The organism is Paenibacillus sp. FSL E2-0151, from assembly GCF_037993015.1.
Taxonomy (GTDB): domain Bacteria; phylum Bacillota; class Bacilli; order Paenibacillales; family Paenibacillaceae; genus Paenibacillus; species Paenibacillus amylolyticus.
The window spans coordinates 266,649-285,002 of sequence record NZ_CP150308.1 but is presented as its reverse complement, the minus strand read 5'-3'; the positions used below and the strand labels follow the sequence as shown (position 1 = coordinate 285,002).

General features: G+C 48.0%; 10 protein-coding genes, 1 pseudogene and 1 riboswitch. Of the genes and pseudogenes, 2 read left to right on the top strand and 9 right to left on the bottom strand.

From position 1 onward, the window contains the following. Positions 1-210: 210 nt before the first annotated feature. A complete protein-coding gene (locus MHI55_RS01290; RefSeq protein ID WP_340388389.1) occupies positions 211-3,225 on the top strand; it encodes a DUF5704 domain-containing protein in 3,015 nt (1,004 codons plus the stop codon). 719 nt (positions 3,226-3,944) lie between these two features. Next, positions 3,945-4,138: riboswitch (cobalamin riboswitch) on the bottom strand. A gap of 77 nt (positions 4,139-4,215) precedes the next feature. Here the strand turns inward: MHI55_RS01290 and MHI55_RS01285 are convergent. Then, the gene (locus MHI55_RS01285) at positions 4,216-5,043 is read right to left on the bottom strand and encodes an AraC family transcriptional regulator (RefSeq protein ID WP_340388387.1); all 828 of its coding nucleotides are present in this window, start codon (positions 5,041-5,043) and stop codon (positions 4,216-4,218) included. Positions 5,044-5,245: 202 nt separating this feature from the next. Between MHI55_RS01285 and MHI55_RS01280 the strand changes: the two genes are divergently transcribed. Beyond that, positions 5,246-6,547 (top strand): alpha-glucosidase/alpha-galactosidase, encoded by a 1,302-nt coding sequence (locus MHI55_RS01280; RefSeq protein ID WP_340388385.1) that lies wholly within the window; start codon positions 5,246-5,248, stop codon positions 6,545-6,547. Positions 6,548-6,664: 117 nt separating this feature from the next. Here MHI55_RS01280 and MHI55_RS01275 read toward each other — a convergent pair. From MHI55_RS01275 to MHI55_RS01240, 8 genes and pseudogenes are all read right to left on the bottom strand, one after another. Then, a pseudogene (locus MHI55_RS01275) lies at positions 6,665-7,366 on the bottom strand (response regulator). A gap of 1 nt (position 7,367) precedes the next feature. Beyond that, positions 7,368-8,966, bottom strand: a complete 1,599-nt coding sequence (locus tag MHI55_RS01270) for an ATP-binding protein (RefSeq protein ID WP_340388383.1) — start codon at positions 8,964-8,966, stop codon at positions 7,368-7,370. A 7-nt stretch (positions 8,967-8,973) separates the two neighbouring features. Then, entirely contained in the window at positions 8,974-11,313 is a 2,340-nt protein-coding gene (locus MHI55_RS01265; protein WP_340388381.1) for a histidine kinase, read from the bottom strand. 94 nt (positions 11,314-11,407) lie between these two features. Further along, positions 11,408-11,968, bottom strand: coding sequence for a potassium-transporting ATPase subunit KdpC (kdpC, locus tag MHI55_RS01260; RefSeq protein ID WP_340388379.1), 561 nt, complete (start codon positions 11,966-11,968; stop codon positions 11,408-11,410). Positions 11,969-12,028: 60 nt separating this feature from the next. After that, on the bottom strand, positions 12,029-14,029 hold the full coding sequence (kdpB, locus tag MHI55_RS01255) for a potassium-transporting ATPase subunit KdpB (RefSeq protein WP_340390558.1): 2,001 nt from the start codon (positions 14,027-14,029) through the stop codon (positions 12,029-12,031). Positions 14,030-14,220: 191 nt separating this feature from the next. Then, positions 14,221-15,894, bottom strand: coding sequence for a potassium-transporting ATPase subunit KdpA (kdpA, locus tag MHI55_RS01250; protein ID WP_340390557.1), 1,674 nt, complete (start codon positions 15,892-15,894; stop codon positions 14,221-14,223). Between the two features lie 467 nt (positions 15,895-16,361). Further along, positions 16,362-17,558 carry an XRE family transcriptional regulator gene (locus tag MHI55_RS01245; RefSeq protein ID WP_076254215.1) on the bottom strand — a complete coding sequence of 399 codons (1,197 nt, stop codon included), beginning with the start codon at positions 17,556-17,558 and terminating at the stop codon, positions 16,362-16,364. Between the two features lie 32 nt (positions 17,559-17,590). Further along, a complete protein-coding gene (locus tag MHI55_RS01240) occupies positions 17,591-18,349 on the bottom strand; it encodes a hypothetical protein (RefSeq protein ID WP_017691175.1) in 759 nt (252 codons plus the stop codon). Positions 18,350-18,354 lie beyond the last annotated feature (5 nt).

The window sequence follows — 18,354 nt, the reverse complement described above, 5'->3', positions numbered from 1 at the left end:
AAAGTTATACCTGTTGAAGGACAAAAAATGACCAATATTGGTATTTATATTTATCAAATTGATGATTTAAGATGGAGCGTTGATGGCGGATGTAGTGGGCCTAATGATAATATTTTGCTAGCTAACGATCCATCAACAAATCGTCCGGTTTCTTCGACAGTTTGTGTTGATCTTGATCTTGATAAAGAATTGTACAAACCTGCAGTATATATGGATAAGAACAGCGACCCTTATCCACGATCAGAATTAACCGAGGTATCCCTAACACCTCATTATATGGATGACAACCAATATTACAATGCAGATTTAAATATGCCTAAACTTGTTTCTGTTGACTCCTTCAATGGTAGAAGAACAATGTTCACCATGAAAATAGGCGGCGTTATCAATGCAACAGCCGCTAGAGAATATAACCCACCTAAATGGTCAGCAGATTACATCTTCAATACAGATCTTTACTGGAAAGGTCTTGTTGAAATAACAAAAGAGATCAATCTTACCGCTGGCGGGCAACTTAGCTTGAACCAGTCTAAACAATTGAATGCAACGGTCAAAACCAAAAATGGAGATGGAAACTTTGGAGCAGAGACCAATGTAAACACTGGAAGCGGTGGTACAACTACATGGGAATCATCCAATCCTGGTGTCGCTACCGTTAGTAACTCCGGAGTAGTCCAAGCCGTCAGCAGAGGAACAACAACCATTACCGTATTGTGGGAGAAGGACGATTTTCAGTTAACTACCACAACAAACATTGGTGTTGAAGAGAACCCAGGTACTGGCGAGGGCGACGGTAACGGGGGCGGTGGTGGAGGTTGCACGCCAACGATTGGACCACCTTCTGCTGGAACCATCATGAGCATGAATGATCTTGATCCAAATGCCAACGGTGTTATTAAGTCATATAACAGAGATAATGAAACATTCAACGTGTTAAAAGGAATCCCTACTTCCGAGTCACTCTACACAAATGCCTTTGCTGACAATTATCTGTTTAAACAAGCTTGGGCGAAAATGAGCGGTAAAGTTACATACAACTGTAATGTCACAATCTCGTACGACAGAGAGTGGACAGTACCTGGACCAGAGGAATGTGATGATGATGGTTGTACACCAGGGCCACCTGTACCCGCGAACGACACGGTACCCAAGCCATACAACTTCCAGATCACAAGAGACTACTCCTACTGGAAAATTAACAATCTGGAAGTATACAAGATCGCTAAAGCAACCATGAATAATTACGCTTTGCCCGGTGAGACCGTTACGATGAATCCAACAGGATACACACCACCAACACTAGAGTCTAAAAATGATGAATCCGTAGAAAGCCATGTTCGACCAGGGCAAACCACTTCAATCTCATATACTCCACCCAAATTAACAGGTGGTTTGAACCAACCTCCCAGTGTGCCTGATGATACATCACGGTTAAAAGGGATGGCTGAATCCAACACGCCTCAAAGTAAAGTGAATAATGATCTAGTGAAATTCAACAGCACGACCATTATGAATGATGTGGAAGCAACCAAAGATGGCCCGACGCCATCCAATATTCCTAATCCAACAACGATTGGGCGTGATGTGCTGTACAAACCGGGTAACATGATCAGCAATTCCCTGCTGAATAAAGCAAACACCACAAGCTCTGGTGAGATCTATTATGATTTGCTACCGGGTAACGTGAATGGCGGCACCAATAAAATATTACCGATTAACGGCATCAACACGGTCACCGTACACACCCCTGTCGTCAACTACGCCTGGGTATCGGATGATCAGCCGCATAATCAGAAAACCGTACCAGACCCAACCAGTGCTGCACTCATTCTGGAACGTCCGTTCATTGTGCGAATTCCCACATCGGGACAGCACTTGGAAGCAGCGAGTTATCCCGGTTATGGAAATCGGGACTATGCCAAATATTTTCTAATCAAACAGGTGCAATTCCCGTTTGATGTCTATAACGCTGACCGGAGTCAGTTTATCCCTGCCATGACATGGGTGGATATTCCGGTTAATCAACTGGATACCACATTCTACCTCCCTGTATGGGTAAACGAAGGCAAGTACCACATTGCATTCCGCAATATTGCAGAGAATGCACCTGCAAACTTTACCGAGCAACAGGATTCCAATACCAATCTGGCACATCATGTTGCAGCAGACACCGTACCGGTAGATGTCATCGGAAGGTTATATGATTTTCACGTCACTGATATCTCCGATTACAACTGGGAAAATGTATTTCGCAAGCGGTTGGGTAGTCCCGAACCAACGGGCTATAGCTACTGGACCGGGATGAATAGCATTGATGGTGATCCGCGAGGTAATCTGGCTCCATTTGTATTGCCTATTCGACCAGGAAGCCATCCGGTGCAGGGATTCGCTAACGCAACTGTGAAGACAGGATACCATTTCAAGTTCGATCTGAAGACCAAGGGCAATATGTTTGGCAATCAGGATGGTATTCGAATTACACCCACTTTTGCTTTTGTAAGTAAAGACGGGTCCTCCCGACAAGAAGTGGATCTGTACTACCATCGCGGTCAAGAACGCCTGATCCGTATCGGATCGGTGCAGGATCTGGAGAAACGCTTTGTTGTCCTGAACTCACGTCTTCGAAATGTACCCGGCACAGAGTTAGGCGATACAGCGCGTTACCAGTATACTTATGAACTGTCAGCTGAAGAACGTAATCAGCGTACGTTGGCAGAATATATGGTTCGCTTGGTCGATCAGATTTCTCATCAAAAAACATGGGTAGGTCGTTATGACTGGATGATCCTGTCTGCTCCAATTCGGACACTCATTGGACCCAAAACGGACATTCCTTCCGGGGTCAACGTGGACCGGGCCAATGCATCAATCCAGCGCTGGTACGGGGAGTACAGCTTACCTGCCGATGTATATGCCGTAACAAAAGGTACAGATCTTGAACCTCTTGCTCGACAAAATCAACTGGATGAGAAATCGAATGTTTTTCTAAAGAATGGTTATATCGTAGTCAACTTCAACATGGAGAGCCTGCGGAATGGAAATACAGAGGCGCCCCATCTGCAATACATTCATGCACCACTGATGAATCAATGGCAGATGGAAGGTTTCAACAAAAAGCCAACAAACAGTCAAGGTAGAACCTGGCCACTGAAGGATGGCGACATTGTCTTTTACCATGCTGATCAGTCTAGCCGGAATGACTTCCAATCCCAAGTACCTCACTAGTTTGAATCGCTCATGTCAGTACGACTGGCTAAGCAGATGTAGCCAACTACATGTGGACTGAAGAGTCTATATGCGGAGTACCTCTCCAAAATAAGACTGACTGTCTTTATAGCGATAATCACCCAATGAAGCAATCAATAATTGTAGGATAAAATAGCCATGAAGTGTCAGACTAAGTACTATACAGCCTGCGCAAAACTATGGTGGACTGAATGACATAGGTGCACTGAATCACATACGATAAAGCTTTCACAAGTTATTCCAGTGTCACATCCCAGCTACACACAACATGCCTGTTATACAACAAAGGGGTTATCCTGAAAGTCATCTATGGACTTCTGGGGTAACCCTTCTTGCATCATTCTCTTTTTATAACCTTACTTAGACTATAAAGAAAACCCGTACATCCGTATTATCCTGACAGACTTTCTCCAGGAGACAGGTAGGTTAGCAGGAACGTCAGGAACGTGATGCCGAACAATACGACTACGAGTTGTAATAATCGTTTAACGATATATCTGCTCAAGTGCTCTAACGTCCTTCCCCAAAACTTTATGTATGTGCCATGATGTTTCTCCGTCCACAGCTCCGCTGAAAACTTATAAATTCTATCAAAAAAGGCGTCCCTCTCCGTGTTACTGGATGACTACGCCTTAAATAAACAGATTTTCAGAAAAAATCATGCTCTCTAAACACCTTCCTATCTCCCGTAGGGTACTACTGTGTTTCTTAAACCTGGCAGGTCTCCTGGCTCCGGAATCATCGTCACTTGCAGCTCCTTCCCGGCTTAAACCAGTGGATTATCGCTACTTGACTCCTCTGTTACAGTGGCGGGACCGCGCCGGTATCACACCAGACTTCCCTATTAAGCTTCCACCCTGACGGGCAAAGCACCAAGTTCCACATATTCAATTACACTTCTGTATCAGTAACGCGGGACAACATTTAATGATCAAAACTTTTCTTTTAAATTTGAAACACTAGGTGCGTCTAATCTCGATTTCTCGAACCCTTTGGAGACACACCCTTCACTCGCTTAAACATCTTGGAAAACAGTAATGGGTCTGTATAGCCGACAGAATGGGCCACTTCGCTGACCGACAGCCCTGGATTCTGAAGAAGTTCGGCAGCCCGATTCATACGGTACTCCAGAAAAAAGGACTGTAGCGACATGCTATATCGCTCTTTAAACAATCCCGACAGATACGTGCGATCCAGTCCTACAGCTTGGGCAATATCCAGAATGGAGGTTCGCTGGCTGTACCTGTTCTCCATAAACTGCACCGCCTGCCGGATGTACGTCTCTTTGTTCGAAAGAAGCTGCCCTATTTCTTCCTCCAAAGGCGAAGAAGAGATTAATTCTGCCATCAAGCGGTACAAGAGACTCTGATTCATCACATCGCCTCCCGGACGCGTAGAAGCCTGGACCATCTCCGTATACAACTGTTCCATCGTATTTGTATCATGGGCATCATATATCGGGCGCTCCGGGCTCAATTGGGCACGTTGCATGAATGCTTTGGCTTGTACACCCTTGAATCCAAACCACGAATACGTCCAGGGCTCCTTCGGATCTGCCTCATAATGAATGAGTGTGTCCGGGAGAATGACAAAACCCTGTCCCTCGCTAAGCTTGTATTCCTGATCTCCCATGTACACGGTGCCCCGTCCTTCATGGATGTAATGAACAATGTAAGAATCACGTACACCGGGTCCCCAATAATGCGCAGGATCACATGCCTCCCACCCGAAAAACAACAACATCAGCTCCATCTGTGTCCAGCCTGCGGGAACCACATTCATCTCAATGCGACTCATTTTTCGCCCTCCATCCTGACTTCGTTCCGCTTACCTCTTCATTTAGTCTATTTATATTATAACAGCTAAAGTGCTTCCATATTAGTTGAAAGCGGGAACAAAAATGGGATTATGCCATGTTTGAAAGGGTTTGAGCCATAGTTATATGTGCCGAATCGGCCTATAGTTGGGGTACAACATTTTTCAGGGAGGCTGAACTTAAATGAATAAAATTACATTTCTCGGTGCGGGAAGCACCGTCTTTGTCAAAAATGTATTGGGTGATGTCATGATGACCGAAGCACTGCAAGATTTTGAATTGGCATTGTTCGATATCGATGCTGAACGTTTGAGCGATTCAGAGCGTTTGCTGACCAGTCTGGCCCGTTCACTCGGAAGTCGTTGCGTTGTGAACGTATATCATGACCGCAAAGAAGCGCTACGCGGGGCCAAATATGTCATCAACGCCATCCAGGTGGGTGGATATGATCCATGTACCATTACGGACTTCGAGATTCCTAAGAAATACGGACTGCGTCAAACGATTGCAGATACACTCGGTATCGGCGGAATTTTCCGTAATCTGCGTACGATTCCGGTCATGCTGGATTTCGCCCGAGATATGCAGGAAGTATGTCCAGATGCGTGGTTCCTGAACTACACCAACCCGATGGCCGTGCTTACCAACGTCATGAATGTGCATGGTGGGATCAAAACTGTAGGATTGTGTCATAGTGTTCAGGTATGTGTACCACATCTGTTTGATGCACTGGGGATCGATCAGACAGATGTTGTGGCTAAGATTGCAGGGATCAACCACATGGCGTGGCTGCTCGAAGTTACCAAAGACGGGCAGGATCTGTACCCCGAGATTAAACGTCGGGCGAAGGAAAAACAGAAGGAACAGCATGACGACATGGTTCGTTTTGAGCTGATGCAGCGTTTTGGCTATTATGTAACGGAATCCTCTGAGCATAATGCCGAGTACCACCCTTACTTCATCAAGCGGAATTATCCGGAGCTGATTGAACGCTTCAATATTCCACTGGATGAATATCCCCGCCGCTGTGTGAACCAGATTGAAGGCTGGAAAGAAATGCGTACCAAGCTGTTTGCCAGCGAAAATATTGAACATACCCGCAGCCGTGAATACGCATCGCATATTATCGAAGCGATGGAGACGAATAACCCGTACAAAATTGGCGGAAACGTTATGAACAACGGACTGATCACCAACCTGCCTCGCGAGGCTTGTGTTGAGGTACCTTGTTTGGTGGATGGATCAGGAATCAGTCCTACGTACATTGGGGATCTGCCTCCACAACTCGCGGCATTGAACCGGACAAACATCAACACGCAACTGCTAACAATTGAAGCGGCAATCACTGGAAAAAAAGAACATATCTATCACGCCGCCATGCTTGATCCACATACGGCTGCGGAGCTGTCTATCGATGACATCGTAGCGATGTGTGATGAGTTAATTGAGTCTCACGGCGACTGGTTGCCAAAATATACGTCATAATACAAAAGCACCGTTTCCTTAGCAGCTAAAGGGGACGGTGTATTGTTCGTTCTATAGCGCTCACCCGCTGAAGCGTACATCACATCATTTATAAGAAACGCACCGCTCCATTAAACCTTATTCTGCAGGAAGCAAAAAGCGATAACCAATGCCAGGCTCCGTTTGAATATATCGGGGATTCGTCGGATCTTCCTTTAATTTTTTACGCAGATGTCCCACATATACCCGGAGGTAATGACTGTCAGACTCATGATGATGCCCTCCCCATACTTGCTGCAAAAGCTGACGCTGAGTGATGATTTTCCCCGCATTCGAGGCGAGCACCTTCAGCATCTCATATTCCGTCGGGGTTAATTTGACCAAAGTCCCCTCCAGTTCGACCTGCCTTTGGGCCAGGTCAAACGTTAGTGATCCGAAGCGCAGTATTGGCTCATCCGTCGTTTTGGCTACATGACGCAGCGCCACCCGAATACGGGCGACCAACTCACCCATCCCGAATGGTTTAGTTACATAATCATCTGCACCACCATCCAGAGCGGCAATTTTGTCTCCCTCCTAATCCTTCGCTGTCAGCACAATAATCGGTACCTGTGACCATTCGCGAATCCGGCGAAGTACCTCCATGCCAGACATGCCCGGCAAACCAAGATCAAGGATGATCAGATCCGGATGTACAATACTGGCCTGAATAACGCCCTCTTCGCCATCCCCACACTCGTAGAGTTCGAATTGGTGTGCCTGAAGGGTGACCTTGAGCAATTTGCGAATCTGCGGCTCATCATCGATCACCAGTATGCGAGCCCCTAGTGGTGCGTTCATGTTATTCTTCAACCTCTCCTTGTTCTGAATAGGGAAACCGTGATCCGTGAGCCTCCATGGGGATATCTATGCGCATTCTCGTTCCCCCGCCCGGATTCGGCTCTGCCACAATGGTACCTCCGTGGACTTCCACAATACCTTTGCAGATCGCCAGACCAAGCCCCGTCCCAGTGACATGCTGAGTCGACTCTGAGCGATAGAACTTATCAAATATACGTATTCTTTCTGCTTCCGGTATACCGATGCCTTGATCAGCAACCATGATCGTCAATTGATTCGGACTTCTATCACTCGCCACAATGATGACAATCTGGGTCTCGTCGGGCGAATATTTGATGGCGTTGCTGACGATATTGACCAGCACCTGCTCCAGCAATACTTCATCTCCATAAATGAACACCGGATCATCAGGAAGTTCAACTTGAATGTTACGATGCGGACTGAATTCCCGAACTTGTGTCAGTACAACGCTGATTATATCTTCCACGTCACACCATTTCCGGTTCAGTTGCAACATGCCGCTCTCCAGCCGAACCATACCTAACAGATTTGTGACGAGACGATTCATACGCAAGGCTCCATCCCGAATGTTGCCTGTTAATTCTCTCCGATCCTCGGGTGTAAAAAGCGTATCATTCTCCAACAATCCTGTAGCCGAGCCGATAATGGCGGTTAGGGGCGTACGCAATTCATGAGAGACAGAGTCCAGCAGCGCTGTGCGTATGCGCTCTGATTCAGCAGTAATCTGCGCCAATCTGGCCTCTTCCGCCAGCTTCACTCGGGCAATAGCACCTGCGGCCAGTCCTCCGCATGCCTCCAACAGACGAAGCTCTTCTTGCTGCTCATGAATCTCGCCAGCGTCCATGCTTACGGCGAGCACGCCATGAATCTGCTCCTCTGTGCGTAGCGGCACATATAGCCCGAGAGATTCCCGCAATGTGGATGATCCTTTACCAGCGATCTGTCCGTGATGATACACCCATTTGGCAATGGCAATCTCCGACTCTCCATCTCCCCAGCCATCCTTTTCCCCTTCTGATGCGGGTGCAGAAGAGCTTGTAACCAGCAGATCACCCTGCCCATTCGGAAGATACACAGCTACTGGCTTACCCATGGTAAGCGATACTTGGGTTGCAATGTTAACCAGTAATGTATTCAGATCCGTAATAGCTGTCATCTGACGACTCAATGCGTATAGGGAGTTAGTCGTGGCCTCGCGTGCTTTTACCCTCTCCAACTGTTGACGCAATCGACCTGCAAGACTGGCTGTCAGGATCGCCACCGCAAGATATACAACAAAGGAGATGAGATATCTCAAATCCTCAACCGTAAAGCTCAAATATGGCGGGACAAAAAAGAAGTCAAACATAATGACGCTAAAACTCGCGGCATATACAGCTGGCCCCATTCCCCAATACACGGCACTCACCAGGACGGGAAACAGATATATAAGCGCTACATTAACCAAATCACCACTCATGCCGATGGCATGAAGCAGTAAAGTTAGCAGCGTCACCCCGAGGGTCACCCATACATATGCATATGCCGGAACCCTTTTCCCATGGGCTGCCCGCGTTTCTTTTTTTATGTGTTCAGACAATATCCATTCACATCCCGCTCAGTTCATAATCATAATCTGCAACGATCAATACATCCAGATGCCGCGACAAGCGTACAAGTCGGTTGACCACCGACCCTGAGCCGCGATAGCCATTCAGCCACCACACCCGTCTTGCCTGCCCGACCACCAGCTGGGTTGCTCTTGCCTTCGATGCCTTTCTTGCCAAAATCTCAGGTACATCGCGCAGTCTTGGACTGTGATGAATATGAAATTGACCACCAAGCCGAATTGTCAGCTGCTCCAACGCTTCCAGATGGCACTTCACTTCGTCACTCATGGACTCACCGATGTGGATATGATGTACATGCCAGATGGCTTTTAGACGATAAGCCATACGGAATCCGCGCCGGATCAGCCGCTCGGCATGACGATCACTGCTTACACATACAAAGACCGCTTCCTGTCTGCGCCAAGGTCCTCGAAGTGCAATTTTGGCCTGCTGTGTTTCAAGCCGTTCATCGACATCGTCCGCCAGTTCGCGCAGGGCAAGTTCTCGCAAGGCAATCAGATTACCGATTTTGAAGAAATTCGCAAGGGCTTGCTCGACCTTGGCAGTTGCATAGATTTTACCCTCCCTCATGCGCTGCCGCAAGGCCTGGGGCGCGACATCAATCAACTGCACCTCATCCGCCATCTGAATGATCCGATCGGGTACGGTCTCGCGGACACGAACACCGGTAATATGTTCAACGGCATCATTCAGACTTTCGAGGTGCTGTACGTTCATTGTGGTAATCACCGAGATGCCTGCATTCAGCAGGAGCAGAACATCTTCATAACGCTTTTGCCGGACACTCCCGGGTACATTCGTATGTGCCAGTTCATCCACAAGCACCACTTCTGGGCAAAGATTCAGAATGGCCTCCGTGTCCATCTCTTCCAGACGAGTTTCCTGATAAACGCGCTTCGCGCGAGGGATCACAGACAGGTGGCCCATCTGCTCCACGGTTTCCGCCCGCCCATGTGTCTCCAGCAAGCCGATCTGCACATCGATGCCCTTGCGGAGCAAATCATTGCCTTCCCGCAGCATCATGTAGGTTTTGCCTACACCTGGTGCGGCTCCGATATATATTTTGAATGTGCCGCGCTGAATCTGGCCAATCTGTTCCTTCATTTCCTGCTCGCTTAGTCTGCGGTATGTCAGCGACTCCACATCGTTAACTTTAGCCGGAACCACACGTTCACCCTCCCGGGCCGCTCGATCAGCAACCAGAAACAGATCGACACCACGTAATCTGCGTAGCAGCGAGTTAACAACGGACCCTTGCCACAGTTCCTGCCAGCGTGTACGCCGGGAGTGTCCCATCACAATCCGGGTAATCTGGTGCTCCATGGCGTAACGTGCCAGCGTAGACGGGATGTTGCGACGGTGTAATACGGACAGTTCCTCCATATGGCCGCCAAACTTCTCCACCAACTTGATCATATTGCCCCGAAATACGGTTGCCTCCTTGGTTAATGGCTGCTTCATATTCCGAAAAACCACGGCGCACAGATCACCATTCAGCCGTTTGGCAATCTGTTGTCCACGCCGGATATAGATGGAGCCATTCCAATGATATTGCGTGGACACCAGAATCCGTTCCATGATGCCTGTTGTGACGGTAATTCCCATCTCCTCCCGATGCTCACGCAGGGATTCATTCACCCCTTCTGCAACCAATCTCAGGGCCAGTTCGCGCAGAATACCCAGATTGCCTTGACGAAAAACTGCTTCTCCCTCATGCCCCTTCAGATGACCTTCTGCCAGACGGCTCAGTATGGTTTCTGGTGTGACGTCTATCAGCTTCACTTCATCCGCAAGCTCCAATGTATCGGCAGGCACCGTATATTCTGCTGCGATCCCCGTAAGTTGTCGTGCCAGCTCTGTATAGCCTTCCAGCTCATACACATTCACCGTTGTCATGACACTGATGTTGTTTCGGAGCAAAAACTGAATATCCTCCAGCCGGGTAGCATACCGAGCACCTTCTCTGTTGCGATGTGCCAAACCATCCACCAGCACAACCTCCGGATTACGTGCCAATAGTGCATCCAAGTTCAGATCCTTCATCTCTACATCATCACTCTCGCGTAACCAGTGAATGCTTGGAATCCGTTCGAGTGCGCCAAGCTGTTCCACCGTTTCCGGTCTGCGCATTGTGGAGACGGCGCAGATGACCACATCAATGCCCTGTTGGCGTAATGTGTTCCCTTCCCGCAGCATGTGATACGTTTTGCCCGATCCACTGACTGGGCCGATGTAGATTTTGAGCGTACCCTGTTGCAGCTTCGTAATCATCTTCAGCATCTCTTCCGGTGACTTGCGCTTGAAGCTGTCTTCCATCCGTCCCTCTCCCCCTTTTCTTTGAAAAATAGGATAAAAAAAATTGGAGAAAGCCCCTCCCGATATATCGTGAGCAGGCTAATATGTTCGTTCGTTAGTTCAGTTCTGCTGTCAGCGCCAGATTCAGAGCCGTTACATTCACACGTGGTTCCCCGAATATACCCATCTGACGACCTTCCGTATGCTCATTTACAAGTTGCACAAGCTGCTGTTCACTAAGCCCCGTAGCTTCGCTAATGCGTGGGATCTGTGCCTCAGCGGCTTCGGGAGAGAGATCCGGGTCAAGTCCAGAGCCTGAACCCGTCACGAGATCAGCAGGGATCTGCTTCAGACTCGGGTTTTCCTGCTGGAGCTGAGCAATCTTTGCCTTCATCTCGCCGATATACTCCTCCGAGGCTACGGCGCGATTCGAACCGGCTGAAGCCGTTGGATCATAATCGGCATTTGATGCCCGGGGTTGGAACAGCCCCGGCGATTGGATTTCCTGCGCCAGCAGGGACGAGCCGATGATTTTCTCATCTTGCGTAATCAAACTTCCATTCGCCTGCGCAGGAAAGAGAAGTTGAGCTACGCCAGTCGTTACGAGGGGATAGATTAGGCCGCATATCAGCATAAGCACAACGGATAACCGTATGGCGGGCAAGAACATGTTCATACAGATCACTTCCTGAATTCATTAGGATAAAAAAAACATTTTGATAAGCATTTTATCTCGTTAAAGGATTCCCGACAGAACCAGGTCAATCAACTTAATGCCAATAAAAGGTACAATCACGCCGCCTACGCCATAGATGAACACATTGCGACCAAGCAACCTTTCGGCAGACATCGCCCGGTACTTGACCCCTTTCATCGCGATGGGAATGAGTAGTGGAATAATAATAGCGTTGAAGATGAGCGCCGATAGGATCGCAGACTGCGGTGAAGCCAGATTCATAATGTTCAGAGCCTGAAGCTGCGGCATAGCGAGAATGAACATGGCTGGAATGATCGCAAAATACTTCGCGATATCATTGGATATCGAAAAGGTTGTCAGTGCGCCGCGTGTAATCAGCAACTGTTTGCCAATGGAGACGACTGACAATAGCTTGGTCGGGTCGGAATCCAAGTCAATCATGTTGGCCGCTTCTTTGGCCGCCATGGTGCCCGAATTCATCGCCAGGCCCACATCGGCCTGCGCAAGAGCAGGAGCATCGTTGGTACCGTCGCCCGTCATGGCGACGAGCTTGCCCTCCTGCTGCTCTTTTTTGATCGCCGCAATCTTGTCCTCGGGCTTCGCTTCGGCAATAAAATCATCCACACCCGCTTCCAGCGCTATGGTCGCTGCGGTCAGCGGATTGTCGCCTGTACACATAATGGTCTTAATGCCCATGGCGCGCATCTCAGCGAACTTCTCTTTCAGCCCTGGCTTCACAGTGTCTTTCAGATATATCACACCATAGATTCGTTCATCGATGGCCACAGCAAGTGGCGTGCCCCCGGCCTTCGCAATGCGATTTGCAATCTCATCCAGATCACCAGGTATGCGGCCTCCTTCGGAAGCAATATGACGTTTGATCGCATCTACCGCACCTTTGCGGATCTTCATTCCGCTACTCAGGTTCAGACCGGACATCCGGGTCTCTGCCGTGAACTCCACATTTTCCGCATTTGCATACTCCGTCTCAGCCCAGCTCTGGCCTTGTTTGCCTGCCAGTTCCACAACAGAACGTCCTTCCGGGGTCTCATCTCGCACAGAAGCCTGTAAAGCAGCTTGCGTCATCTCTGACAAAGTAATTCCCTGAACGGGAATAAACTCAGATGCCATGCGGTTTCCGTATGTGATCGTTCCTGTTTTGTCCAGAATCAGCGTGTCGATATCCCCAGCTGCTTCCACCGCTTTACCTGACATAGCGAGCACATTGAACTGTGTAACACGGTCCATCCCGGCAATACCAATGGCGGATAACAATCCACCAATTGTGGTTGGGATCAAGCAGACGAGCAGTGCGATCAATGTCGCCAGATCCAGTCGAATACCCAGGTAATTCGCCATCGGAACCATCGATAGAATGACTATTAGAAAGATCAGAGTTAATACGGCGAGCAGGGTTGTCAGCGCTATTTCGTTTGGTGTTTTCTGGCGCTGTGCACCCTCAACCAGAGAGATCATCCGGTCAAGGAATGACTCACCCGGATCGGTCTGAACACGCATGACGATGTAATCGGACACGACGCGGGTACCTCCGGTAACCGAGGAGAAATCGCCTCCTGCCTCCTTGATTACCGGGGCGGATTCTCCCGTAATGGCCGATTCATCAATGGAGGCCAAGCCTTCCATAATCTCACCGTCTGTCGGAATCAGTTCACCGACTTCCACACGGACCATATCACCTTTTTTCAACTGGGTCGAAGACACTTGCCGGATTGTTCCATCCTTCTGCACCAGATTGGCCAGGGTGTCCGACTTCGTCTTACGTAACGTATCCGCCTGAGCCTTACCTCTACCTTCTGCAAGTGCCTCCGCGAAGTTAGCAAACAGCAGCGTGAACAACAAAATGAAAAACACGGCAATGTTGTACCCGCGCCCACCCTCGGATGCGGTGAACAGATCGGGGTTGATGCATAATAAGAGCGTAATGAATGTACCCACCTCGACAATAAACATGACCGGATTTTTGATCATGACCACCGGATTCAGCTTCTTGAACGCATCGAGTGAAGCCTGAAGTATCATATCCTTGTTTAACGACCGTTTCGATCCGGGATCACGTTGAATATTACCGCGGTTGTTATCTGGCTCATTGCCCTTCGTTCTAAACATTTCTGTATCCATGTGTTGCATCCTCTTCTTTCGTTCGACTGCATTCATCGTGTACTGCCACCTCCATACGTTACATCCTTGTGCTGATCCATCTGTCGTATCCCTCATTGAATCATCGCCAGATGCTCTGCAATCGGTCCAAGAGCAAGCGACGGGAAGAATGTGAGTGCACCGACTACAATGATCATCATGACCAAAATGCCAGCAAACAGAGGTGTGTGTGTCCGCAACGTGCCCGTAGTTACAGGCACAACCCGTTTGGTGGCCAGTGAACCCGCAATAGCCAGCATGGCGATCATCGAAACGTACCTTCCCAGCAGCATAACGATACCAATTGCGATGTTGTAAAAGTCTGTATTGGCATTCAGTCCGGCAAAGGCCGATCCATTATTGGCTGCACCCGAGGCAAAAGCATAGAGAACTTCAGTCAGGCCATGCATGCCCCCGTTCGAGATGGACGCAATAGCTTCAGGCCGCATAAGCGCGATTGCCGTTGGCACCAGAATAATCAAAGGATGAATGAGCAAGGCGATGGATGCGAGCTTCACTTCTTTGCCCTCGATTTTTTTGCCCAGAAACTCAGGTGTCCGTCCCACCATTAATCCACAGATAAACACAGCCAGAATCACATACAGCAGTCCGTTGATCAGCCCTACCCCTTTTCCCCCAAACACGTTATTGAGCATCATCTGAGCCAGTGACACCAGACCTCCAAGCGGAGTGAGCGACTCGTGCATATTGTTGACTGAACCTGTTGTAGCCGCCGTCGTGACCGCTGTGAATAAGGCCGACTCCGGTATGCCGAACCTAACCTCTTTCCCCTCCATATTGCCTTGAAGACCTACTGCATCCAGCGCGGGTACACCGCGATATTCGGAGACAAATACGGTGGTCAACATCACTAGGAAAAGAAAACTCATCGCCGCGAACAATGCCCAACCCTGCTTCCGGTTATTGACCATCAAACCGAAGGCGTATACCAGTGCCGTTGGCAGCAACATCATACAGACAATATGCACCAGATTGCTCAGGGCCGTCGGATTCTCGAATGGATGTGCAGCATTGGTTCCAAACCAGCCGCCACCATTCGTTCCGATGTGTTTGATCGACTCCAGTGAGGCGACCAGTCCACGTGAGATCGTCTGCTGCGCGCCTTCCAGCGTGGTTGCGTTCACCGCTCCCGCGAGTGTCTGAGGCACCCCCTGGAACACGAGGAACAAGGCCACGATGAAGCTCAGCGGTAAAAAAATTCTCGTAATCGACCGTACAAGGTCGACGTAAAAGTTCCCCAGTTCATCCCGGCGGCCTATCAGCCCGCGAATGAACGCAATAGCCACTGCAAATCCCGTTGCTGCCGACGTAAACATCGGAAACGTCACGGCCAGCATCTGTGACAGATACGACAAGGCGTTCTCGCCCGTATACGACTGCCAGTTCGTGTTGGTCATGAAGGATACGGCCGTATTAAATGCCTGCGCCGCTGGCATATTGCCGATGCCATCCGGATTGAGCGGTAAATATTTTTGCAGCCGTAGCACCAGAAACATCAACACCAACATTACAAAGTTGGAGAGGAGAACAGCCGTGAGGTACTTTTTCCACCCCATGGATTCGTTCTCGCGTACTCCCATTACTCGATAGAGCAGTCGCTCCGGTCCGCCAAAAATCCGATCCAACCCCGTTCGCTGTCCATCAAACACGTTCACTATATATTTTCCCACCGGTTTCACCAGCAGCAGGATGATAAGCAGCGTCACCGCTACTTGCACTACACCGATACCCATATCCGCATTTCCTCCCTATTCGACGTTCACTTGTTCGTGCATTACGCACATTGTCAGCATCAGAATTTCTCCGGCTTCACCAGCACATAACCGAGATATATCACCAGTGCGAGCACAATCATACCGATGACGATCATTTGGCATCCCCCTCTCTACCCTCAAGCCTTCTCGCAGAATTTCACGAATCCCCAAAACACCGCAAACAGCAGCACAACCAATCCAATCATCGTGGCATCATTCACCATGCGCCCTTCCTCCCTCTCTCTACCGTTCTCTGCACCTGCTACATGTAAAATCGTAATATGAAACGCTGTAAAAAAGGGGTAAAGAAATGCCTACATGGGTGTAAAAAAAACGTAAAAAAGACCCGCTCTCCTCAGCAATGGGCTGAAAAGAACGGGTCTATCATCATTTTATACGGAGCAATCCATTACGTGCCAATCTATTACCTACCCGTCATTTCAAGAGCTACGTGTAGGCATTTCCCTAACATTTTGAATACTAGTTTCAGGCTTGTTCGTCATGTACTTGTTAAAAAAGTCGGTGTTTATTCCTGTCATATGATGAAAGAAGGAAGTTTCCACTTTCCAATCCTCCTCAATCATATAGCGGATATCCACAAGACCTTTATTGGAAAGCAGATCAATAATGGTTTTAATTCGCATCGGCTTTTGAAGTGGAATCTCCCTGTCGAAAGGCTCCTTTTCCAGATATCCTCTTCGGTGCATCGCCGCATAGAAATTACGATGATCCTTAGCTTCCATCATTCCTAGATGTGCTGCTCTGTATCCCAGCACTTGTAGGGAAGTCTTCCATTTATTTTTCAAATCAAGATATTGATCGGGATTCGTCTTATAAGTGATTTCATTCATGTCCGATGAAAACTCTTCTTCGGGCAATAAAAATGCACCCGCAAACAGATTAGCTTCATTTTCAATCAATTTGTGTTCTTTTCGGTCCAGATTGACAAATTCAAGACGATAATGAAGCAACAAATGACCAAGTTCATGTGCAATATCAAAATTCCTACGAACCGCAGAACGTTTGATGTTGCCCAGTATGATAAACGGACGATCATTTCGTGTCCAAAGGCTGTACGCATCAATTTCTTCACCAATCGCTTTTTCAAAAACATATACACCACTTTTTTCGATCCGGAACATCAGGTTCTCATTCGTGGATGGCTCCATATTCAGCCGTTGTCTCGCAAGATGGGCAACATAATGGATCTGGGTCGTACGATCATCGTCTGTATGGTTCATATACTCAATTGCCTCTTCCCGCAATTGGATAATATTCAGTGTGGGAAGGCTGATCTGAGCGGTAATATAATTAATGAACGTGTCCAGATATTCTACATGCTTTGCTTCTGTCTGTGTCTTGGATATCACATTCATCACTTTCGAACGATAGGCAATGTTCATAACATCAATGTTGGCTGCGTTATTACGCTGTGTAAGCATATCTTTCGTATAAAAATACTTGCTTTTTACACTGAAAATGCGTTTCAACTCATTCACAATTGGCACCTTCGGAGAGGTATAAGCATTTTCATATTGCCAGACTGCTTGTTCTGTCACACCTAATTGTTCAGAGAGCTGTTTTCTCGAATACCCATGCATGATCCGCAAATTGGTCAAATTTTCACCAACGAACATGCTACTCCCTCCTTACTGAACGACACAGGGAATCACCCCCGCTGTTCTCCTTCCAAAATTTCAATATCATAAGCTGCCGGATCAACGATATCTTCCACATCAGGCGTAAGCGCCTCCCGTTCACTATCATCCAGTTCAGCACCAGAGATGAGGTCTGATAAATCTTCTATAAAATAAGCGATATTATCATGCGGATTAGGCAGATAATGCTGAACCTTCGAAATTTGGTATGCATCATCAATAGCATAAGTGAGTATATGAAACTCATTATATGTAGATGCAAGATGTTCAAGTTCTTCTTTCACACGGCTGACCTGACTCTCTGAGATTGGAAAAGAAAGTTGCTCAACCCTCTCCAACTCACCATGTTCATTACGGCGTGGTTGAATCAAAGAAAATTCCAGATCGTTATTAATCTTGGAGAGATCGTGTAAATAGGTACGGAAAGCACCTTTGTTGTCAACGCCCGTAGGTAGCTTGGCACTGGAAAAACTATTCTCATTAAAGTAGGCTGCGTTCTTTATCAGAAACAGAACTTTTGATTCTTCATGTGTGAACTGGAGATAATCCCATGTTAAACCTGCTTTGGATTTCTTGTGAGTGAATCCTTGTTCACCGCAATAATCTGCGATTTTGCTCTCAATAAAATTTCCCTTTGTCCAGGCAAAGGCTGAACTAATCTTCATGTTTCTCTTCCGATCTTTACGGTGATCAATATATTCGCGGTATCCTTCAACAATAGCATCAACAAGCATCTGACTATGTTCCGACTTGAACTTATATTGTTCCATATAGA

Excerpts from the sequence above, each read along its gene's own strand:
- MHI55_RS01290 (WP_340388389.1), top strand. The coding sequence starts at position 211 with ATGGATAAGAACAGCGACCCTTATCCACGATCAGAATTAACCGAGGTA.
- MHI55_RS01285 (WP_340388387.1), bottom strand. The coding sequence starts at position 5,043 with ATGAGTCGCATTGAGATGAATGTGGTTCCCGCAGGCTGGACACAGATG.
- MHI55_RS01280 (WP_340388385.1), top strand. The coding sequence starts at position 5,246 with ATGAATAAAATTACATTTCTCGGTGCGGGAAGCACCGTCTTTGTCAAA.
- MHI55_RS01265 (WP_340388381.1), bottom strand. The coding sequence starts at position 11,313 with ATGGAAGACAGCTTCAAGCGCAAGTCACCGGAAGAGATGCTGAAGATG.
- kdpC (WP_340388379.1), bottom strand. The coding sequence starts at position 11,968 with ATGAACATGTTCTTGCCCGCCATACGGTTATCCGTTGTGCTTATGCTG.
- kdpB (WP_340390558.1), bottom strand. The coding sequence starts at position 14,029 with ATGATACTTCAGGCTTCACTCGATGCGTTCAAGAAGCTGAATCCGGTG.
- MHI55_RS01245 (WP_076254215.1), bottom strand. The coding sequence starts at position 17,558 with ATGTTCGTTGGTGAAAATTTGACCAATTTGCGGATCATGCATGGGTAT.
- MHI55_RS01240 (WP_017691175.1), bottom strand. The coding sequence starts at position 18,349 with ATGGAACAATATAAGTTCAAGTCGGAACATAGTCAGATGCTTGTTGAT.